Origin of the sequence: Selenomonas sp. FC4001, from assembly GCF_000701565.1 — a bacterium.
GTDB classification, from domain to species: Bacteria; Bacillota; Negativicutes; order Selenomonadales; family Selenomonadaceae; genus Selenomonas_A; species Selenomonas_A ruminantium_B.
Window position 1 is genome coordinate 287,629 of record NZ_KL370793.1, and the last position, 20,807, is coordinate 308,435.

Below are 20,807 nucleotides of genomic sequence, written 5' to 3' on the forward strand. Positions count from 1 at the left end.
AGCGGTGCCAAGCCCCGGGCACGCATAACCATCCACTACAAATTCCACGATACTACGCCCACGGATTTTACCCGCACAGTTGACTGCAAGGGCATCCGTGCGGATAATTGTGCGGGTGCGGTAACGATAACAGTAGACTACCCGCCCGCCCCATCTCCCGGAACAACCACGCAGGAGCGAATCATATACCTCCAGTTCCGGGAGAATCTGTCGCAGGGCGAACTGGCGGCGGCGGGTAATACCAGCAAGGCTGCCATCAGTAAGGTGGTAAATAATTGCCACTCCGTGTTCTGCATGGATACCCTAAAAGCCTTTAGCAATTACTTCGGGCTCCCGTATTACTTCATAGGAGCCTATGACCAACTTCCCGATAACACTATTCCCGAACAATTAAAAAAGGGCCGACTCTACCGGCTTATGACATTGGATGAGGCCGCCGCCTTTTTCGGTGTATCCCGCAAAACGTATCATAAATGGGAGCATGGCAGGATAGGCTCCAGCGACAAAGCAAAGCACCCATCTCCGGATAAACTGGCAGAGTGGGCGGCCGTTTTCAGATAAATATTATACTACTTATAAAAGTAGAAATATAAGTAATATAATCATAGCACAAAAGCCCCGGAACTCAGTAGCAAATCGCTATCGAGTTCCGGGGCTGATTCATATTTAATTATAAATCACGCTTCGGCGGCGGCCTTCTCCAGCACAACTTTCAGCACATACATGCCGATGTTGATGGCGGCGGGTACGACAAAAGCATCGCGAATCTTACACCAGCCTGTTTCGGTCGGCGCATCGGCCTTGCACTCTGCGATAACCCGGTCAGCGGCTGCCTGCAGAAGGGCAATGCCTTCATTGGTCAGCCATTTGATAAACTCATCCTTAAGGTTCTTGCCTACGGCTTCAACCTGCAGCGCTTCCACCACGGCGTCACGAATTTCAGTCCACTTGCTCATAGTAAATTCCTCCAATCGTTCGATAATCGTTTGAACAATATAACCGGCAATAACCAAAAGCCCCGTAAATAAAGGGCTCATGGCTATTTAACTAAATTAAAAATCGTTCGAATTTAAGTTAATTCGTTAAAAGTTGAGTTAAACGAGTTAACTAATTGCCTGCTCGTAATCAGTCACACCACGAGCAATGGCACGGGCATAATCGTCGACCTGGAACTTCAGCAGGGCGGCATCTTCCTCATTACTGATGAATGCCAGTTCAACCAGGCAGGCCGGCATGTCAGTATTTCTGACAACGTAGAAATTGGCCTCCTTCAGCCCTCTATCAGGGAAGTCCGGGTCAATCTCAGCGAATGCGCCGACAATCTGGCGCTGGATGCATCCGGCGATATCTCGGCCGCCCACACTGCCGGGGAATGAGAACGTCTCCACCCCGCGTGCAAACTCAGACGCCGCACTGTTACAGTGAATGCTTACGAACACATCAGCTCCCCAGTCATTCGCCGTGTCCGTGATTTCAGACAGGCTATCAGATTGGAGAGTCATTACCTCGAGGCCTGCTGCTATAAGATAGCCCTCTACTAAGTGACCAACCTGAGCGGCAATATCAGATTCGCGCAGGCCGTTACCGCACGCACCGGGGTCAGGGTTTCCGTTGGGGGCATGCCCCGGATTCAGAAAAACTTTCATTGGTTATTCCTCCTTTTCATCATAAAGGGTAACTTGGGGGGTAACTTGGGGGGTATCTTGGGGGGTAACACCCCATGATATAACCTCATCGTTCTCGTCAAACTTCGGCAGCTTAATTCGGTTTGTATCGCGCAGAAATTCATAGGCGTCCGGTAGATAAGCCTCGCAGAACAGCAATTGTTGTTTTAAGTCTAAACTCCGTAACTTTTTAAGCTCCACGCGAACCGCCCTCTTTCTCATGTGCCAGCTGTTCGAGTTTATTCTTCACACTGGCAGGAATTGGTACTCCACAATGGCTTAGATTCTCTGTAATACTCAAGCCTTCATTACCGAGCAGGGCGTACGTCACAAGCAAGCAGAAAATATTTTGGCCAATGGCAAGGTCAAGGTAATGTGCAAATACGACAAAAGTAATGAGGGCAAGTTTTTTGACGATGCCTCTTAAGCCCCGCTTGCTAGACAGTTTCGCCCTCGGTTTCATATACGCCGCCATTACACCGGTGATGTAATCAATCAGCATGAACATCGCCAGCGCTGTCAGCGCATCGTTCCATGCTCCAAAAAGAAAAGTAACCATTGTTCCTGCAACTCCTGTTATGCCTCCCCATGCCACTTCCGTGCGGCACGGAATCATTGATTGTAATACTGCTGTAACCTCGTTCAATTTTCACCGCCTCCGCAAAAAGGGGCGTTACCGCCCCAAATCCACCCACATACATATGAGCGCACCCACCGCCAGTGCTAACGCGATAATGCGCTCAATCGGTTTCATTTCCATTGTCGCTCTCCTGTGGCTCTTCGGGCTGTGTCTTGTACTTGACGCACTTTTCATTTGTGCAGTACCAACGCTTATCGTCCTCGCTATACCACATTTCATGCGCACAACGATTGCAGTATTTTTTCTTTGCCATGATTATTCGCCTCCCACAATCTTTTCGTAGTCCTCGTCATACTGGTCATCAAGTGCCTGTAAATCGGCTTTGAGGCTTTTCATCGTTTCCGTATCGCCATAGATTTGAGCAGTCTGGTATGCCGTCAGCAGGTCGGCTTTGTCGGCATTGTACTGCGCGTCAAGTGCCGCAATTTTTTCATCCGTAGTAGGTTCGGGAGCAGGTGGTGCAGGGTGAAGCTCTGCCCATTCTTCCTCTGTGTAGTAGCCATCGGGTTTAGTTTCCCAAACTTCAATGTTCCCATCTGGGCTGTAATATCTAGGCATAATCATGCTCCTTTCTATCAAGGCGTGTAATATTCAAACCATACGTAGCCATCAGCACCGTCACCGCCAGTATAGCTGGAAATACCACCTGCACCACCACCACCACCGCCTGTATTAGCGATTGCGTTGATACCTGCTCCAGAATACATTCCCGGAGCACCTCCAGTGCCACCGCCAGTGCCACCCGGTGCCGCTTCGCTTGATGATATAGTTTTTCCAGCGGTTTGCCCTGCTTCTCCATACATTGTACCTGTGCCACCTAATCCCCCCATTGTAATATTTTGTGTGCCATCTGGTTTTTGATTTCCACCACGACCGCCACCGCCTGTGTAAGTATTGCCATTATATGTTACAGATGAATCTCCGCCGTTTCCTGCCTTATGTTGGCCACCTAATCCACCTGTACCGCCTCCACCAATAATAACATTTGCGGTATCTTCTGCGGTCATGCTTATATATGCAATGGTAGTACCACCTTCGCCACCGCCACCGCCACCATTGTTGGTGCTATCGTGAAGCGCACCGCCACCGCCACCGCCGCCACCTTTGACGGTGATTTTATACAGCCCCGTCAAAGGTGCAGTATACGTGCCACTCGTGGTGATAATGTCTTTGTGATAGACCATGTTAGCCCCTGTAATATCCGCCTTACCGCTAATATCAACGGGCGCAGGAATATCAGCCGTGCTTGCTACTGCGCGGATTGTCCATGTTACTGTGCCGTCTGTTACGGTATTGCCAATAGCAGGTGACGTGATAACAAGGTCGCCGGAGGAGGTTGTGCCTGGCGATGTACATTCCAAATATAATTTGGCGCCCAGTGAGGGCAGGTAAACAACATCTTTCAGCTCATAATCCGTCTGTCTTTGGCGGATGAATCTGCCGTATACATCTTTGTGGGATTCAGCATCATCGTTGTGTTCCGTAAGGTCTGAAACCGTCAGATAAGCTGCACTATCTACTTGAATCTGAACTTCCGCAGCGTTACCCGTAACAATGTAGACGTCCATAATCTGGTCATCAATCGGGCGGCTCTGGTCGGGAATGAAGTCAACATAGTTGCCGCCATTCGTGTAAGCGTACAGCGTTTCAACGCCGTCTGCCCCAGCTTTAGCAAATACACCAACCTCGCGGGCGAAAAAGCCTTCTTCAAGTCCGCTGTTACCCACGGCAAAGCGAAGTTTAGCCTGTCCATTATCCGCCGAGCCGGAGCTAAGCGGTACATTCATCTTCGAAGAGATAAGCGCCGTCAAGGTTGAAATGCTTTGGCCTGCTGCCAGATTACCGTCACCCAGTTCAACCTTCGTGAAAATCAAAGCCTTACCTTCGGCAATAGACTCGGCAATAAGGTCTTGCCCTGCATTGGTAAGGGTTGTGTTTGGATAATTACTCATTTCCTGGTCCTCCAATCGTTATATGCTTATAGGTATAAACAAGCCCGCCATGATAATTATTGACTGGATAATCTCCTGTGAGATGCGGATCCTTCCCCGCCTCAATGATTGTCCTATGCGTAACCCGAACAATACCGCCCCAATAAAGTTTCTGCTGGACGGATTTCGTATTGCTTATATTGATGGTCAGATTGGCGGGGGCAATCACGCGGGCCAGCCGCCGAACTGCTGCATTCTTCCCCATGGCCGTGGCCGCCAAATCCAGCCACAACTCATATTCATCAGCGTTAAGCCGTTCCGTTACCTGCCCTTTTCCATAAATGCCATCCAACATATTTTGAAAGCTTCGGAAAGTATATGGCAAAGTAGAGTTGATTTTGGTGAGAATCCGCTTTTTCCTCGCATCCAGCGTATCCGTACGCAAGGGATGCAGGTTCAGCATATCCTCCCAACGGGCGGCGCCATCTTTATCGAGGTCATACACAAAGGTATTGGCCATCTGCTTGATAAGTGCTTGCCAGTTGAGCTTCAATTCTGGGTTAATTGCATCAGCCAACGCCTTGAACTCTTTCGCATTGGCAAGGACGTCGGGGAAATATCGTTCTATGCGCACTTCGCGCGGGTTCAAATCAAGTGCCATCCGTCACACTTCCTCTCACCGCCAGCTCATCAACGCCCAGCGTAAGATTTTCCTCGACGCCATTCAGCGTGGTATGCTCAATATCGGTAATGCCGCTAATCGCCAATATGCGGGTTTCCAGTTGTGAGATTCTGACTACCAACCCCACATTGCTGACCTGGTCTGTAGTTGCAACCTGCGTGTTCTGCCACGTTGCATTGAGCTCCTTAAAATAGTCATCAATGACCTTTTCAATCGACTCCCGATAATCCTCAAAGGAGCCTGCAGAGTAGGTCAAATGAAGCCCGATATCGATAGCTGAGTTAATGGCTCCGGCCACCGTCACAACATGACCAATCGGCGCAATCCCAACGCCTTCCCCTTGATGCCCTTCCGGGTCGATAAGGTTCTGCGTGCTGCTGATAAATTCTGCGGTGGGCGGCTCGAACTCTGAGGTCATGAACACCACTTTCACCGTGCCGCCACCATTCCAGACGGGATAAACCTTTACGCCGCCAATACCCTCGATGGCATTGACCTTCTCCCTATAATCGGCGATATTACCGCCGTAGGCCTGACTATCAAAGCTCGCCAGATATCTGGCCCGGAAAACTTCTGTGTCCTCCTCATCCTCGCCCGGGATGGTTACCTCGGTAAGCTCCGCCGTCTGCAGGCCCGCAATATAATCGATAGGCAAGAGCGTACCTGCTGGAACATTGCCAACGACACCTGCAGTCTCACAGCGCATTAGATACGCGCCTGCCGTTACCTTCTCAATAACCTCATAATTCAGGTCATCATAAGAAAACCGAGTGCCAATGGGGATTTCCAAACTTTCGGGCGTAAAGCCTGCCTTTACCACTGCATAAGTAGCGGCATGCGGTGTAAGCCCGCGTTCCTTTGCGCGTTCTATGAGGTAAGACCGTTCTGCGGTATCGCCGAAGGTATTGGTCAGGAAGTAATCACACATCGCATACAGGAGCATTACTTCAATGGAAGCAGGTGCGCAGGCATCATGGATGATGCTGCCCTCGCGCTTGTCCAAATCATCCGAGACTTTGGAAAGCATTCGGGATAATATGACTTCCTGTGTCTGATCTTCATACATTTATATCGCCACCTCCTTCTGCATTTCAATATCTCCATAAATCGACTGAATCTTGAATTTCACCAGTACATCGCCACGCTTCCCCTGTGAATTGTCCCTTACATAGCTGATATCATAATCTGTGACATCATTGATACGGTCATCCTGAACAAGGGCCTCTGTGATGCGCCGGGGAATCTCTGACAGCACATAAGGAATAGGCTTTCCGAACAAATCCTGCAGTTCAACACCATAATTCCAACTGTAGATGACATGCTTATACCGTTCCGTATTCAGTATCTTATAGGCGGCCTGCTGAACAGCCGTAAGCTTATCGACCAAGGTTCCCGCCACTTGTTCATCGGAGATTCTCATTTTATATGTCTTATTGGGCTGAATTTCAGCCGTTTCCATCAGCGTACCGGTATCACTTACGCTGGTATCAGGCAAAAGTGCCACAAAGCATCACCCCCACTGTCCACTAAGATTTGTATGGTCACGATTTCTCGATACCACCAGAAAGCTCTGGCCGCCTGCCTGCCGGAGCAAAATTACCGTTTCCCCAACGTGCAGGCTGTTATAAACCGTAATACGTTTTCGCCCCATATAATCATGGTTATGACTGGCGAATTCAGGAAGTCCACTACCTCCAGCCCGGTTCTCAGTGGTATGCTTTACCTCGATATCTACGTTGTAGTCCCGAACCGCATCGGTCAGCTCCAAGAACTCCTCCGTTACGACATCCTTTTGCTCAACGCGAATCGTCAGCGGACTCACACCAATAACTTCACCAAGGCACCAATCGGCAGGGTCGCCTGCAGCATTTGTCTGTTTTGCCATCTGCTGGAGTGTTTGCAGTAAATTTGCACCGCTCATCCTGTAATCACGTCTCCCTTCACCGTAAGATCCATAGTGTGAAGGCCATTATCAAATTTATGCTTTACTGTTTCCACGATAACCTGCTTTGTTAGTTTCATATCGCCCAGATTGAGGTCTACATAAATCATTGAACCTGCACGAACCCGCAAATCACCAAAAGCCCCACGAATGGAAAGCGTTCGTTTCACCCGGTTATGGAGCTTAAGCTTGGTGTCAGCCATCTGACCGAAGTTCATTGCTTTCTTAGGGTTGACAGATTCCGTCAGCTGCAGAACGCCCCAGCGTTTGATATTGGCACTGTCCTTGGACATCCATACATCCCGCTTGCCAGTCTCTTTGTTGTCGTAGTAGAGCTTTACCTGATTGTAGGTGTCCTTATCAATATCCGATGAATAAGCAAAGTCCTGCGCGGTTTCGGCATCGATAAGAATATCCACCTGCATATCCTGCAAGTCCTTAAGTTTCAGCTCCCCGAAGTCATCAAAGAACGCATACAGCTTGCCATTGTTTTCGGTCGTCATATCCAGCGTAGTTTGGATGATGTCCATGAGTGTCTTATTGGCCCCACGGTACTTTGGGATAACATAGCCGGTATCGGCCATATCTCCTTTTTCCTTTCCCACCTTCAGCTGAAAATCATCCGCTATCTGACGGATGATGTCGCTGGCTTTCTTGTTAACGAAGTTGTAAATGTCCTTGTTCTTTAGGTAACGTATCTGGTCATAAGCAGTGACTGTAATAATACCGTCCTTGCTCCGCTTCTTGATGAACACATACCCATAAAAGAAATTAGTGCCGCCGAAATTGGCCTGTACCTCATCGCCCTCATGGAAATTGAGTGTTTCATCCGCCAGTACATTAAAGGTGAGTTTCCCAGGGCTGCCCTTCCAGGTCAAATCCCAGGTTACTCCCTCCTGCACTGCTGGCCAGTAGTACTTATCGTTTTCCTTGTCATGGATAATCAACTGCATTTCCTGCTGTGTGGCAGAAACCGCAGCACCCATGGACGGCTGTTGTGTGGACATGAAATCAGCCAAGGTGCATCACCGTCCCCGGAATCATCGTTGCGCAGGGGTTCGTTATCCCGTTAGCCCCCATCACCGCACGCCAGTCAAGAGAACCATTGGAAACGCCTTTGACCGCTTCCCAAACAGACTTCTCATTTCGAATCTGCATAGCCGCAGGGATTGTTTTGCCAATCGCGGGGCGGGTCTCTTTAACTGTCAAATGCTTTTTGCCATTTTCATCCGTGGTAACTTCACATTCCTTCGTGCCATAGGGCTTGTACTGCTTGAACTTCAAAGGGCAGGTAACATCGAGCCCGTCCTTGGCGTCCTCGTTAATGCTGTAATCTTCCAAGGTCACATACATATTGGTATCAAAGAGCATGGAAAATGCCCCCGACATTCGGCAGATAACCAACTGCAGCGGATACTGGTTAGCCTTTGCCTGCTTGAACTTATCCAAGAAGTAGGATGCTTTCTTGAAGCTGAAGCTGTTCCCCAGAAAACTGCTGGTCAGTGAGTCAACCAGCGAGGTATCATAATCGGCAAAAGGATAACTTTTATTGGGGAGCCGGGCATCAAAAGAAATCTCTGTCAGCCCCGGCTGCTTGATGATATTTACTTCGCCCTCATTGATGAGGGTTACCGTTTTATTCTTTCCCTTGACCTTGATGGACATTTTGGCCGGCGGAATCGGCAGCATGACGGAATCTATGAAAAAGTAGTAACTCATACCGGATGCACCTCCTCAGCGCCTGCCTTCATGGCCTCAATCAAGCTATCATTCAAATAGGTCATCATGCCATCCACATCAACACCATTGGAAATGTTGTTACTGATACCGCCCATGTCGATTTTGACCTCAGCCGTCGTATAACGGTTGATGGCCTCCTGCGTAGCCATATCGCGCAGGTACTTCAAATCCTCTTCTGCGATATCCATGGCATCTGCCATACGACCGGTATTGCCCGCCGTATCCTTGGCGGCCTTACTTCCTTCGCCGGGGCCGCCATAAGCAGTACCCGGATAACTGCCGCCTCCACCTCCGGCAGAACCTGTCATATCCGGCATCTCAATGGTAGGAATGTAATCGTGGATGTCAAAGTTCTGAACAAAGTCGCCAGCGGCTTTGCTCCATGCGCCTGCATCCGCACGATAGCTGATTTCTCCAACCTGCCCAATACTGGTACCGAACAGATTATTTATCCCTTCCGCCGCTTTGTTAATCATCTTAATCAGGCCATTGATTTTATCAATCATGAAGTTTACGGCATTGGCAACTATGCCAGCCATCGTGCTAAATGCACTAGCCAAGGCATTACGCAGGCCATAGGTGTGGAGCGACCATGCGGCAAATACGCCAATAGCCACGGCCACCAAGGCGATAACCACGCCAATGGGGTTCAGCGACATTACAATATTCAGCAAAGCCCATGCCCCACGCAGGCCGTTGGTAACCATCGTCCATGCTGATGTCAGGGCAATGGCAATCGTTGTTCTGAGGTTGAGCAATGCCAGAATAGCCTCTTTGGCATATCCTGCCGCCACCATTCCCCATTCAACCAGCGTTGCCGCCGCTACCGAAAGCACATAACCATCCACCAAGAGGTTCGTTGCAATCCAGTAACCAGCATATATGGCAAGGCCTGCCATGCCGATTTCGAGGAATTCTTCCATGTACTGACCAGCTATCTGGAAGCCAGCCCCCAGCCAAGAACCCACATAACTGCCAACTTCTCCAATTACGCCTGCCAGCCACTGCATATTATTGATTAAGCCGCTGACGGCATTGGCTGCCACAACAAGACCAGCAACAACCAATTCCGAAAATCTTTGCGCACCGGGACTGTTGGCCAGCTCGTTGATTTTTAGCAAAGCGGGAGCAAAGGCCTTCTGCCCCGCATTTTCAATCTGCTGCCAACGCTGGCCCCAAGTCGTGCCCATAGACTGAAACTGGCTGTCGATTTCTCCCATATTCGTGAGGATGGCATTTTTCAGAATGTCTGCGGTAATTTCACCTTTACTGGAAATTTCCTTAAGCATTCCGGGGTCAATCTGCATGTACTTTGCCACCATCTGTTCGATGAGCGGGGCCGCTTCTGCGATGGAACGGAACTCATCCCCCTGCAGTTTCCCGGAACCGAGAGCCTGCGTCAACTGGAGGAGCGCATCCTTCTGCTGTTCAATGCCGGTACCACCAATAACGAAAAGCTTCTGAATCCCTTCCATGAACGGAACGACTTCCTTCGGGTCAGGAAAGGCTTTCTTGGCCGTCATGGCTATCTTGGATACTGAATCCGCCATCTGGTCGTAACTGCCCCGGGCCCTTTGGGCGGAACTGTATATCAGTTCATTAAGCTCTGCAGCCTTTTGGGCGCCACCAGCCACCAAGCGCAGGCGAGCCATAATCCCCGCATAGGCATCACTGGCTTTTATCAAACGCCCCGGCAATTCTCCCAGTTGCGAAAATACTGCCATAAACGCATTTGCTGCCACTGTGGCGATAGCAAACTGCCCTGCTACTCCCGACATAGCCTCCCGCAGACCGCTAAAAGCACCGCTTCCTGCTGTACGCAGTTTACCGCTTAGATTGGTAACCATACTGCCCAAGCGGCCAATGGGGCCCATTGCCATTTCCACACCGTTTGCTACGCCCATGGAGCCCTGTGCCGCCGCAGTTTCCATTCGTGTTGCAGCACCTGCTGCACGGTTGAACTTCCCAATGGTTTTATCCACATTGCGGTCAATTTTACCCAGCACAGGCGAAACACCGTCTGCCAAAGAAATAGCCTGCTGTATCGTAGCCATACACATCCTCCTTTCTATATTTTTCCGCAAAAGAATAAGCCCCCAACCTATGAGAGCTTATCTTTTACTTTTTCCGCCGTTTGGCCTTCTTGGCCTCTTCCTTATCCTTCTTCAACTTGACCGCAATCGCCGCAAAGACGAAAGCACGCTCGGGTTCAGGAAGGCCAAAGAGCTTACTGGGCGGCCAATGGAACTTGTGGAGAGCATAATATGCGATATTCGCATAAAAGTCGTCTCCCTCGATTAGTTTTTTGCTTTCTTGATTTTCTCGTCCATGCCGATATCAAACGAGTTGGCCTGCATAACGGCGCTGAACAAATCCTGATATTCGCCGGGGGTGAGCATCTTCTTGACCAAATCAGCGGCTCCCACTGCACTATACGAGGACTGGAGCTGTTCGCTATTGAGATTCGGATACTTCACGCAGGCGCAGATAAGCTCTGCCGCATACGCTTCCTGGTCTACCCGCATACGAGTCTCGCGGGTGCCCGGAACAAACTGTTTACGTCTGCACCGATTTGTCAGCGCCTCATTCTCATCATTCGTGATGGGAGAGATTTTCCAAGGCACAGGTTTGCCCCCGGACACAAAGCGGGGCGATGCCACATACTCAATCTCATCTGCTTTGATTGCATTTTCCAGCAGGAACGCCTGCAGATTTTCTTCTGCCATTTACTTATCCTCCTCTTAAACCGTCATACCATCCAGCTGTGCGAACTGCTCCGGCTGTTCGATATCTTCAAAGGTGAAGTCGATATCCTGCTCCAGCCATTCACCGTCAGCATCGTAATTTGCCACAATGGCGCTGTCGATGTTGCAGTCCTTCAAAATCGTCGTCTGCCGCCCTGCTGCCGATGTCGGGTCGTTGTTGGATATCTGCATATCAAAATAGGTATCCTCACCAGTGCTCTTGAGCTTGAGAAGCATCTGGTCAAAGAGGGCCGTATTCTTATAGATGGTCATGGAGCCGGTGCCATTAACACTTACGGTTTTATGGCCCTTGCTCATACGCCCCAGGATAGCGACCTCCTGCTTATCCTTTTCCAGCTTGGCTTCAAGGTTCTTGGCCTGAAACAACAGATAACGGTTGCCGTCAATCGTCACAAACGCACTCGCCATTTTTGCGGCAACAACATCTTTTGCCTGCATCGTGCGGATTGCATCAATAGCCATGTATGATTCTCCTTTCTAAGTAAAAGGACGGAGCTGCCTCCGTCCCACAATTCTCTTATTACGCGACCTCTACAGTGAGATAAAGCTTTTCCATGCAGCAGGTCGGCTGTACGCCATAATCCAGCATTACCGTGGTCTTGGCTTCGCCCTGCGTCGGAATAGGAACATCCTTCGGGTCGAAGTTCTGGATGGCACGGACGCGCTGGTACTCTTTGTGGAGCGCCACAATATCGCCCCAGAGAGCCACACGGCCGTCCTGGTCATTCTGTTCCTTGCCCAGATACGTTTTGTTGAACAGGCGGGCCACATCAATGGCAATCTGATCCAGCACACGGATAACCTGATTGAGGGCAAAGTCCTGATTTTTCTGCTTCGTGAAGCTCGTGAAAGTGTTGATATCCGTCAGAACCTTAACATCACCAACCACATCACCGGATACGGAATCCGCCACATTATGGAACATCAGCATGCCCGAAGTGATGGCCTGTTCCAGCTCCGTCTGCTTATACTTCGTGTTGATGGTATACTCACCATCATACGTTTTATTGGTGCAGGAAGCGTTAACTGCGCAGGAGGCCTCGGCACCAGTCAGCCAGTAAACCGTAGAGCCCGGCAGTGCGCCGGTATCCTTGACCGCATTCTTGATGGAGATAACGCCCTCATAATCCACATTCTCGCGGCCGTAGATGACCAGCTGGAACTTAGCGCCCGAACTGTCACGCATACGCTTCGTGAACTGGATAAGGAGCTGCTGAATCGTGTTGTCACTGCCTGCATACCCCATGGTATTGAAGTAATACGGCTCAATAGCATCGATGTATTCCTGATACTGCAGACCGGTAATCGAATCGCCATTGGAACCGCCCGAAAGGGTTACCCCTGCAGTAAGCGCCAAATCCTCCGTGCGGATCCAGTTAACATAATCGTTATCTGCAACATCATCCCAGGAGCTTACGCCCTTCTGTTCATCCACTTTCGCGTTGGTGCCATCAACCACCATATAGGTTACGACATCGAACTTCGTGGGGTCATCCACATTAGCCGTTACCGCAACCGTAATATCATTGCCGCGAATGCCAGGGTATTTGGCTCTGGCAATTGTGCCTGCTGCCTTCACAGCGCCATTGTCCAACCGCCAGAAGTATCCGGTCTTAAGGTTGAGGAACAAATCCCGCAGCGGTTTCAATTCATCCGCCGTGTAATCATAGCCGAAGTAGGCCATGCTGTTCTCCTGGAAATCCTCTGCTGTTACCGTGAACACCTCGCCCACAGGACCCCAATCCAATTCAAGGGCCATAGTGCCATAGCCCCGGTCAGCAATGTCCGTGGTTGCACGAACCTTGGAAACGAAATTGATATAAGTGCCCGGCAGTTTCTTATTCTGGAACAGCCAAGTGCCGCCACCAAGTGCCATTCAAATCACTCCTTCCCATTTACCTTTTCAACAACTTTTGCCGTCTTGAACTTATCAATGGCGGCATCCGCCTCAGCCAGCGTGTACTGCTTGCCATCCTCCAGGACAATCATCAGCACATCGCACCAAGCGCGGTATTTCTTGGAATTGGCCAGCGCCTCCTTCGTGTAGGTGGCTTCGGCCGCTTTCTTTTTATCTGCCATACTGTTCACTCCTTCAAATGGCCAGTCTGTATAAGGGTTTCCATGTATTCTTCCCGGTCGAGGACCTTGAACACAAAGAAATCATAATCAATGAAGAAATGCAGGACACCGTCCTGTACCTCATAATGGATACCTGAACCACGGGTAAGATTGTCACCGATATGGATATATTCCAGTGCCATGGATAAGGTATCTGCCACCTCCGCAAGCTCGCGGGCAATTTTTTCCCGTTCTTCCGGATGGTACTCAATATCGAGGCTGTATACTCTTCGGTATCGGTTTCGAATAACCAAATCCTGTGATACCGTCAATATCCGAATGAAAAAGCAGGGCTCGCTGAGCTCCTGCTTCTCTTCATCCACATATATCGTTGTTTCATTTCCGAAGGTATCCCTTAATTTCTGAATGATACCCGTGATTATATCATTGCCCATCGAATACCTCCCGTAAAAACTTATTCAGCTTCCGCTGCAGGATAGCTGGCGCCTGCGCACTAAGCTCTTTAGCGCTCTTGGTCATCATGAACTGACCGCGAACCCAGCTTTTCTTTAGCTGCTTGCCCAGCACCGGCACAAACCTGCCACTCTGCTGCCGATGGCCATACTCCACATACGAGGCATAGGACACCGGATTCTTTACCACTATGATGTAATAGTTCCCTTGGTGGGAAACATGTATCGTTCGTGAAAACTGCATGGGATTGGTCTGCCCGCCGCTTTTGGCCGCGCCCTCGCTCGTTGCTGTCCAGCCACGGCGAAGTGTCCCGCCATTGGTGAGCCTCTTGAGCTTAGGCTTGCCGTTCTTGCCCTTGGCATAAGTGCCATCGTTATTGCGGACGGCTTCAAATACGCCATCACCTACCGGTGTACGCTTGATGACTTTGGTCAGGAAGCGGGCTGCCATCTCCCTGCAGGAGCTCTCAAAGAACTGCTGCTTTTGCGATCCCGTCAGCGCCTGATTGATTCTGGCCCTGAGCATTTCCAAACCGCTATTATCTACCTTTGCCATCACGCATACTCCTCTGCCAGCTTGAGGGCAATTTCCTGATGTGTGGCATACACCTTAGCAGGGCCACTATTTTCATAGTTCGTGGTAACCCCGCATTGCGTAACCGTGATATAGCACCCCGGAGGAATAGCCACATCCGGTGTGAGGAAAAGCGTTATTCCCTGTTCAATCGTATCAGCCGTAACAGAATCGGCTGCCGCCGGTGCCCGGTCATAGGACAACCGGCAGGGAGCATCTTCAAGGTAAACAGTCCGTTCCTTGATATCCTCCCCTGTAGAGGCCCTTGTCTGTTCATAGCGATAAATTGTGCAGGTTCCATCGTAACGGCTCTCCAGCAGGCCTCTGGCACGCCTCAGCGCAGTTTCAAACTTGCCCATCGGTTACCACCTCAACCTTCTATATTGGTTCAACTGCGGAATATAATTCTTTAGCAGGGAGGCCGCAAAGGTTGCCTCGTACTTGGTAGAGCCGAAGTTTACCTGCGTATCGCCTTCCTTGATGGAAGTTACGTTTCCGCCCGCTCCATCCGCATCACCAATACCCTCATTACGGTAAAGGTCCATGGCCATGCGGTAAGCCGTGTTCTTTAAGCCGTTGGGCAGTTCGTCAAGGTTGCAGTAGTTCAGAATAACTTCCTGCACATCATCCAGTATGAACGTGAGAACGGCATCCTGTGATGTATCCGATACCGCCAACCCCAATAACGGTTTTAGCGCTTCAAGTTCAAGTGTCACCATTTACCACCTCCTTAAAAATGGGCATAAGAAAACCGCCTGACTGCTCAGACGGTTCACATACCCATAAACTTTGCAATGAACGACGGGATTGTAGAAATCAATCCCTGTTCAGTCATATTTCTCATTTTCTGCATCAGCGAATTTTCTACCAGATAGCTGATTCCTGTAGGCGTAATCGCAAAACGACGCGTGTACTTTATCCCTGGCCAATCCCTACCCGGAATAGACACCAAAGAAGCCCCTTCAACAAGTCCATCCTCCAGCAGATGTATCAGAATGTAATCCCAATACCGCTCGTTGATGTTCTTGTCAGCACGGAATTTATCCAGCGCCTCGATATTCGGGAACTGGCCTTCCTTCAAGCACTCGTACAGATAACTCAGCAACTGGTAGACAATAACATGGTAATCATTGGCTGCCATAACACACCTCATCGAATGCCACGTCTAATTTCATCCAGCATTAGCTCATGATCCAGTTTGAAGAACTTCTCTCTGGCTTCCACAATATGCTTTGGAGTTCCGGGCTTCAAGATACGGTCAAAACCATTAGGTGCTGTAATTAAGTAAGGCGTATACAGCTTACGCAAATCTTCCAATTCCTTTGGCAATTCCATACAACGCATATTGCTCACCTCAAATCTTCATATACCTTAAACTCTGTATAGGCTTCATCGTATTTTTTATCATCCAATGATGATTGAGCATACTCACTTACCCTACCTACATTATATCCTTGCTTTTTAAGTCTTTCAACGGCTTTTTTCGCTTTACGATTCATTTCGGCTATGTATTTTACATAATCCTCAGTGTTTCGTATAGGCTTCCCGCTATCAATATATTTGCGGGCTTCCAGCCAATGATAATACTCGTGAAGCAATGTACTCAGGTAATTGTCAGAAGCAGCATATGAAGATTGCATTGAGAGTGCTTTACGTTTATTCCCGAGAGCTTCATCCAAGAATATGACATTATCCAATGCCAAATATGAGGCCAGTGCCGGCTTCTGCATATCCGCATGACTGACGACATAAACCTTTGGCATATCATCCCTCTGGACTTTTAATATATCCAGTACCTGTGTAATCGCACCGTCTATATTATGCAAAGCTTTAGGCTTCAAGGTCACACTCTCTGATACATATATCGGATTAGTGGCAGTCAGGACACGATGCAGAGTTATTTCCCTGTCCCCGCGATGAGTTTTCACAGCCTGTTCATTATTAAGCTTAACGGGTGCATAATTTTGAGTTGTAGCAGGGTCTGGCGTAGTTGCACGAACCTGTTCAGCATACTTCTTCTCCCATTCGGGATAAGTCATATCCGCTGGCACCATGACACGCTTCCCTGTATCCGGGTCACGCGCTGCACGCTCACCGCTTATCCCTTCATCGTCCCCAAAGTAAGGAACAATGCAGGAACGGCACCAGCAGTGCATAGGCGGCGCATTGGTTCCGGGCTTATAGTCCTTCACCTTGTATACCTTGCCATCATGTGCACGGCAGGTTTCCGAGGTTTTGCGGTCAAGGGTAGCCACAAACTCATATTCTTCAACATCAAGGTCAGCAAAACAATCACGCTGGGCTTTTCCGCTGATGAAAGCGCTCTCCGTCATAACAAGGCGGGCGGCTGCAGATTTGGCAGCATTCATCCGCTTGGCGATGTTCTTGACCGCCGTATCGAGCTTATCGCCACGTGCAACGGCGTTCTGCATCTCCTGCTGGAGCGTGCTTACCAGTTTATCCTTATCCCGCCACAACCTGTCGGAGAAATTCTTTCCATCAGCGACCCAGGGATTTTTGACGATGGTATCAATGCGCTGGGGATTAACCGCAGACAAATCATAATGGACGCCCATGCCGGTATCTATCGTAAAGGCACTCCTGCGGAAGCCCTCGGTGTAGATATCCTTCATGAGCTTATCAAGCCCATCCACCTGATTACCGTAAAGCACCTCAAGCTGTTGCTGGAGTTGTAGCTTCATAGCCTCGAACCGGGTGATATGTACCTTTGCGGATGCGTTTTCGAGCTGTTTTTTCCACTTGTCGGTGTAATTGCTCTCACGCCCTCTTTTTATGTACTCTTCCACAGTCCAATGAAACTCTTTTAGCTCATCCCGTGACAACAGCTTGCGGGCATCGGCAGCCGAGATTTCATTGTTATCGCCCAGACGCTGATACCAGCGGGCAATTTCCTTTTCAATCTCTGCCATGGTCAGCTGGAACTGCCGTTCAACCTCATCGGCGTTATACCGTTCGCCCTTTTGCAAAAGCGCCGCTTCAAGTTCTTCAAACCGGCGCTGCCAATAAGCAGAACTTTTCATGCGGCGCTCCTTTCATCAGCCCAGCTTGTGCTTGAAGCAAACCATGCGGATTGCTTTCGGCTCGTAAACACGCTGCCAGTTCTGGGCATTGGCCAGTTCTGCGCGGCTTACAGTTTCCTGATTAGCACGAACAGCGCCAGTGAACTTGATTCCGCGCGGGTGCAGGATGAAGGTCTTGCGGTTGATGAGGTAATCAACGCCGGAGCCTTTGCGCTTCTCGCGGTCAAGTTCAGTCGGTACAAAGCCCACAGGAGAGCCGTTGCCGTACGCAATAGCGCCGTTACCGAACAGGTACGTCGTGTATACGCCGTTAGCTACCGGGCAACCATCGTCAACGATTACGCGGCGGCCCTGGTAGGTATCGAATTCAACATCCGTGGAATCGCGTTCCGTCTGGATGAGGTTCTGCTTCTTGAGGTATGCCTTGGTTGCAGAGTGCATAGCAACTGCAGTGAGCTGGCCCTGTGCATCGCCCAGGAGCTGGCAGGCATCAATGAAAGCGGATGCGGAAATATTTGCCGCAGCGCCAGTACCACCCGAAATATCGAGGATATGATCTTCCAGCGGGGTTACGGTGGTACTGTCAGCCGTATAGGAGCCAAACACACCATTCAATTCATTGATAAGTTCCTTCTGCATATCGCGGGCCCAGAAGCCAGCAACGAGGGAACCGATAGCGGCCATGGGGTCCTTGCCTGCCAGTGCGGCGGAAAGGTCGGTGGCGCTCCATGCCTTAGCGCGGCGGATGGTCGTGGACACATCCATCTTGCTGGTGATTTTAGCAGCGGTCAGGTCGGTGCCTTCCACCACGTTTTCAGAGTCACCAGTCAGATCTTCGAAGAACGGCATGTTATGCACCGGGGCCGCTTCACTTGCGAGGCGGTCAAACTCCGGAGAGTGCGCGATAATGCCACTCTGGAACAATGCGGAAAGTTCCATGGTTTTCTGCACCGTATACGGCGTGAAAAGTTCAGGAACAATAACATCAGCTAAAGTAGTACCCATAATTTAATTCCTCCTTAAATCTGTACCCCCGCTTCGGCGGCCATTGCACGCGCCTGTTCGGGGTTATCTCTTAACATCTTGCCCTGTTCCGTCAGATTGAAGGTCTCCTTCTTGAACGGATTCGTGGCGGGCGGGTTATTGCCCCCGCCGTTCGGATTGTAATTGGGGTTGCTGGCAGATGTGCCCTTGAAAAGGAATGCCTTATCCTTTTTCAAAGCTTCCACCTGTTCAGTAAGCCCGGTGACTTTTCCATCTTCACCTAAGATGAGTTTTGCCTTGTCGATAAGGCCTGCCACAATATCGGCGTCCTGGGCGCTGTCAGCGATAGCCAGCTTCACAGCAGTGTCAATCTTCAAGGCTTTGGCCTGTGCCTCAAATTCGGCCTTCTGCTGTTTATTTGCGGCCTGCAGAGCTTCAATTTCCTTCTTGAGGCCCTCATTATCGCCGGCGGATTTCTTCAAGGTGGTAAGCTGCTTGTCACGTTCTGCCAGCTGGTCAGTCAGCGACTTTTTCGACTCATTGACCTCATTGAATCGGGCCTTTGTTACAAAGTCCCCATCGAGGTAATCCTTCACTGCCTTTTCAGCTTCATCCATCTTGTCATCGGCAACACCGATATTTTTAAGCAATTCTTTGATTGTCATGGTAATTTCTCTCCTATCCGGTTTTTACGGTGGTAACCTAGCCACCAAAAGGATTTATTTTTCAGTTTTCGTGGTTTTCTTCTTAGTGACGGCCTTGCCTGCCACTAAAAAAGGCGTATCCGTGTTGATGCATTTCTGCACCAGCTGAATTACGCCATTTTCGTTTGAGGTTTTCATCACCGCCGAAATCGGGAAATCCTGCCCGAACTTTTCAGCGTACTCACAAAGCAACTCATACATCGTTGTTGTCACCTCCCTCATTATCTGGCGGCAAGTCTACGCCATAGCTGTTCATTGCCTCCATCTCTTCCTGGTGCTCCTTCTCGATTTGCTCCAGTTCCTTCTCCGCATCTTCCACAAAGGGGTGATTCTTGAGGATGGTTTTCTTTGAGACAATACCCACAGAGTTCTTGCACATCCCAGCCAGTTCTGCATCATTGCGGATACTGGTGCGCGTCCATGTCTGGATAATTTGCCCCACTTCCTGCCCATGCGCTCTGCAAATAGCCCGGACAAGCTCCGCAAGGCCTATTCTGAACTCTGTCTCCATAAGCCCTGCCTTAATCTCCAGCAAAGCATACAGGAACTTCATAGCCTCTCCGCTGGTGGAATCAATGCCCTGCTGTTGAGGGTCAATCCCCTGCCCGGTATCAAAGATAGCCTTACGGGTCAGTTCCAGCAGTTTATCGCGGGCCTCAACCGGAATATCGATGTTGAGGGTGGAAACACCGCTCTTATCGCCGTCTCCGGTAGAATCAACCTGAATGGATTTGTAGTATTTGAGGTCAGACAGGAACTGCTTCATATCCTGCCCGCCGTAATTGGTGAGCACCAAAATAACTTCCTGAATGTCCTCCAAATCATCCACAAAGCCCGAGAATGTCTTGTCGTAGGTATCGATAAGGCCCTTCACCGCGTCAAGGTCGCGGGTAGCAATGTTGTTATTGAAGAAGGGGATAAACGGAACCCTGCCCCAATTATGGAGCAACCTGTAATCTGCATCCGTCAGCCCCGCCGTGTAGAAGTCGGTGAACATGGGATAATAGGTCAGCCCGTCAAAGGTTTCATTGCCACGCTTGCGGAATGCCTCGCAGGCAGTATCTGTCCAATACTCGTAAATGTCCCATTCGTCACCGTTCTCATCAAAGTCCGTGTAGACTCGCAGAACTGCCAGCAGCTTCTTGTCGAGCTTGCGGGACCATACCGGGATAATCTGATAGCTGGGCACAACACCATAAGAAAAGCCTGCTGTTTCATCCATCCAGTAATGGAGCCATGCAACACCCGCATTGCTGGCGTTGATACAAAGCTCTTTGACCTTTTGGGCGTATCGGTCACCCAAGTCCTCTGCCACCGCCTTATTCAGCCCGTCATTGCCCACATCGAACAACGGCGGCGCCGTGAACATATAGCCAGCCTTCTGATTGACTAACAGCTGATAGAAAGAAAACGGTATTTTGTTGTCAGCATTACGCAAGGGGTTATCAGCTTCATCCTGCCCCTTCTGATGCTTCGGTTTGCGGAAGATAATATCGTTCTTTACCCGATAGTACCTGTCCCCCTCAGCGGCCCTGCTCATGAAATCTGCATGGCCCTGCACATGCTTATTAATCAGCTTTTTTGCTACTTCAATTTCCACTGAATCACC

General features: G+C 49.9%; 29 protein-coding genes. All 29 read right to left on the minus strand.

Translation table 11 applies throughout. From position 1 onward, the window contains the following. Window positions 1-677: 677 nt before the first annotated feature. Window positions 678-956 (minus strand): hypothetical protein, encoded by a 279-nt coding sequence (locus T320_RS11025; RefSeq protein ID WP_037355744.1) that lies wholly within the window; start codon window positions 954-956, stop codon window positions 678-680. A gap of 147 nt (window positions 957-1,103) precedes the next feature. Continuing rightward, window positions 1,104-1,646, minus strand: a complete 543-nt coding sequence (locus T320_RS11030; RefSeq protein ID WP_037355746.1) for an N-acetylmuramoyl-L-alanine amidase family protein — start codon at window positions 1,644-1,646, stop codon at window positions 1,104-1,106. A 3-nt stretch (window positions 1,647-1,649) separates the two neighbouring features. After that, the gene (locus tag T320_RS11035; protein ID WP_037355748.1) at window positions 1,650-1,865 is read right to left on the minus strand and encodes a hypothetical protein; all 216 of its coding nucleotides are present in this window, start codon (window positions 1,863-1,865) and stop codon (window positions 1,650-1,652) included. Next, window positions 1,855-2,310 (minus strand): phage holin family protein, encoded by a 456-nt coding sequence (locus tag T320_RS11040; RefSeq protein ID WP_081824821.1) that lies wholly within the window; start codon window positions 2,308-2,310, stop codon window positions 1,855-1,857. The genes T320_RS11035 and T320_RS11040 overlap by 11 nt, the downstream gene beginning before the upstream one ends. 94 nt (window positions 2,311-2,404) lie before the next feature. Beyond that, a complete protein-coding gene (locus tag T320_RS14695) occupies window positions 2,405-2,557 on the minus strand; it encodes a hypothetical protein (protein WP_156032826.1) in 153 nt (50 codons plus the stop codon). A 2-nt stretch (window positions 2,558-2,559) separates the two neighbouring features. Further along, complete coding sequence (locus T320_RS11045) at window positions 2,560-2,862, minus strand: hypothetical protein (protein ID WP_037355749.1); 303 nt, start codon at window positions 2,860-2,862, stop codon at window positions 2,560-2,562. Between the two features lie 17 nt (window positions 2,863-2,879). Then, on the minus strand, window positions 2,880-4,256 hold the full coding sequence (locus T320_RS15085; protein ID WP_037355750.1) for a glycine-rich domain-containing protein: 1,377 nt from the start codon (window positions 4,254-4,256) through the stop codon (window positions 2,880-2,882). Then, entirely contained in the window at window positions 4,249-4,896 is a 648-nt protein-coding gene (locus T320_RS11055; RefSeq protein ID WP_037355751.1) for a putative phage tail protein, read from the minus strand. The genes T320_RS15085 and T320_RS11055 overlap by 8 nt, the downstream gene beginning before the upstream one ends. Further along, window positions 4,886-5,983 (minus strand): baseplate J/gp47 family protein, encoded by a 1,098-nt coding sequence (locus T320_RS11060; RefSeq protein ID WP_037355752.1) that lies wholly within the window; start codon window positions 5,981-5,983, stop codon window positions 4,886-4,888. The genes T320_RS11055 and T320_RS11060 overlap by 11 nt, the downstream gene beginning before the upstream one ends. Further along, window positions 5,984-6,421 carry a DUF2634 domain-containing protein gene (locus tag T320_RS11065; protein ID WP_037355754.1) on the minus strand — a complete coding sequence of 146 codons (438 nt, stop codon included), beginning with the start codon at window positions 6,419-6,421 and terminating at the stop codon, window positions 5,984-5,986. It abuts the gene before it with no gap. A 6-nt stretch (window positions 6,422-6,427) separates the two neighbouring features. Next, window positions 6,428-6,802: a DUF2577 domain-containing protein gene (locus T320_RS11070; RefSeq protein ID WP_197019426.1), complete on the minus strand. Its 375-nt coding sequence runs from the start codon at window positions 6,800-6,802 to the stop codon at window positions 6,428-6,430. 32 nt (window positions 6,803-6,834) lie between these two features. Further along, the gene (locus tag T320_RS11075) at window positions 6,835-7,866 is read right to left on the minus strand and encodes an XkdQ/YqbQ family protein (protein ID WP_231465894.1); all 1,032 of its coding nucleotides are present in this window, start codon (window positions 7,864-7,866) and stop codon (window positions 6,835-6,837) included. A gap of 4 nt (window positions 7,867-7,870) precedes the next feature. Next, window positions 7,871-8,578, minus strand: a complete 708-nt coding sequence (locus tag T320_RS11080; protein ID WP_051608735.1) for a hypothetical protein — start codon at window positions 8,576-8,578, stop codon at window positions 7,871-7,873. After that, entirely contained in the window at window positions 8,575-10,653 is a 2,079-nt protein-coding gene (locus T320_RS11085) for a tape measure protein (protein WP_037355756.1), read from the minus strand. The genes T320_RS11080 and T320_RS11085 overlap by 4 nt, the downstream gene beginning before the upstream one ends. 243 nt (window positions 10,654-10,896) lie before the next feature. Then, the gene (locus T320_RS11095; protein ID WP_037355762.1) at window positions 10,897-11,325 is read right to left on the minus strand and encodes a phage tail assembly chaperone; all 429 of its coding nucleotides are present in this window, start codon (window positions 11,323-11,325) and stop codon (window positions 10,897-10,899) included. Between the two features lie 15 nt (window positions 11,326-11,340). Further along, window positions 11,341-11,826 carry a phage tail tube protein gene (locus T320_RS11100; RefSeq protein ID WP_037355764.1) on the minus strand — a complete coding sequence of 162 codons (486 nt, stop codon included), beginning with the start codon at window positions 11,824-11,826 and terminating at the stop codon, window positions 11,341-11,343. Between the two features lie 58 nt (window positions 11,827-11,884). After that, window positions 11,885-13,240: a phage tail sheath C-terminal domain-containing protein gene (locus T320_RS11105; protein ID WP_037355767.1), complete on the minus strand. Its 1,356-nt coding sequence runs from the start codon at window positions 13,238-13,240 to the stop codon at window positions 11,885-11,887. Window positions 13,241-13,245: 5 nt separating this feature from the next. After that, window positions 13,246-13,443, minus strand: coding sequence for a hypothetical protein (locus T320_RS11110; protein WP_037355770.1), 198 nt, complete (start codon window positions 13,441-13,443; stop codon window positions 13,246-13,248). A 5-nt stretch (window positions 13,444-13,448) separates the two neighbouring features. Further along, complete coding sequence (locus T320_RS11115) at window positions 13,449-13,877, minus strand: phage tail terminator family protein (protein ID WP_037355773.1); 429 nt, start codon at window positions 13,875-13,877, stop codon at window positions 13,449-13,451. Beyond that, a complete protein-coding gene (locus tag T320_RS11120) occupies window positions 13,867-14,451 on the minus strand; it encodes an HK97 gp10 family phage protein (RefSeq protein WP_037355777.1) in 585 nt (194 codons plus the stop codon). The genes T320_RS11115 and T320_RS11120 overlap by 11 nt, the downstream gene beginning before the upstream one ends. Further along, window positions 14,451-14,828, minus strand: coding sequence for a hypothetical protein (locus T320_RS11125; RefSeq protein WP_037355779.1), 378 nt, complete (start codon window positions 14,826-14,828; stop codon window positions 14,451-14,453). Before T320_RS11125 ends, T320_RS11120 begins: the two co-directional genes overlap by 1 nt. A 3-nt stretch (window positions 14,829-14,831) precedes the next feature. Further along, window positions 14,832-15,188 (minus strand): phage head-tail connector protein, encoded by a 357-nt coding sequence (locus T320_RS11130; protein WP_037355781.1) that lies wholly within the window; start codon window positions 15,186-15,188, stop codon window positions 14,832-14,834. Window positions 15,189-15,241: 53 nt separating this feature from the next. After that, window positions 15,242-15,610, minus strand: coding sequence for a YjcQ family protein (locus T320_RS11135; protein WP_051608736.1), 369 nt, complete (start codon window positions 15,608-15,610; stop codon window positions 15,242-15,244). Window positions 15,611-15,618: 8 nt separating this feature from the next. Beyond that, window positions 15,619-15,804, minus strand: coding sequence for a hypothetical protein (locus T320_RS11140; RefSeq protein ID WP_197019427.1), 186 nt, complete (start codon window positions 15,802-15,804; stop codon window positions 15,619-15,621). A gap of 14 nt (window positions 15,805-15,818) precedes the next feature. Then, the gene (locus T320_RS14070; RefSeq protein WP_051608737.1) at window positions 15,819-17,510 is read right to left on the minus strand and encodes a minor capsid protein; all 1,692 of its coding nucleotides are present in this window, start codon (window positions 17,508-17,510) and stop codon (window positions 15,819-15,821) included. A gap of 15 nt (window positions 17,511-17,525) precedes the next feature. Then, window positions 17,526-18,515, minus strand: a complete 990-nt coding sequence (locus T320_RS11150) for a major capsid protein (protein WP_037355789.1) — start codon at window positions 18,513-18,515, stop codon at window positions 17,526-17,528. Between the two features lie 14 nt (window positions 18,516-18,529). Further along, on the minus strand, window positions 18,530-19,159 hold the full coding sequence (locus T320_RS11155) for a phage scaffolding protein (protein ID WP_037355792.1): 630 nt from the start codon (window positions 19,157-19,159) through the stop codon (window positions 18,530-18,532). 54 nt (window positions 19,160-19,213) lie between these two features. Continuing rightward, a complete protein-coding gene (locus T320_RS11160; protein ID WP_037355795.1) occupies window positions 19,214-19,399 on the minus strand; it encodes a hypothetical protein in 186 nt (61 codons plus the stop codon). After that, window positions 19,392-20,798, minus strand: a complete 1,407-nt coding sequence (locus T320_RS11165) for a phage portal protein (protein ID WP_037355799.1) — start codon at window positions 20,796-20,798, stop codon at window positions 19,392-19,394. Before T320_RS11165 ends, T320_RS11160 begins: the two co-directional genes overlap by 8 nt. Between the last annotated feature and the right edge of the window lie 9 nt (window positions 20,799-20,807).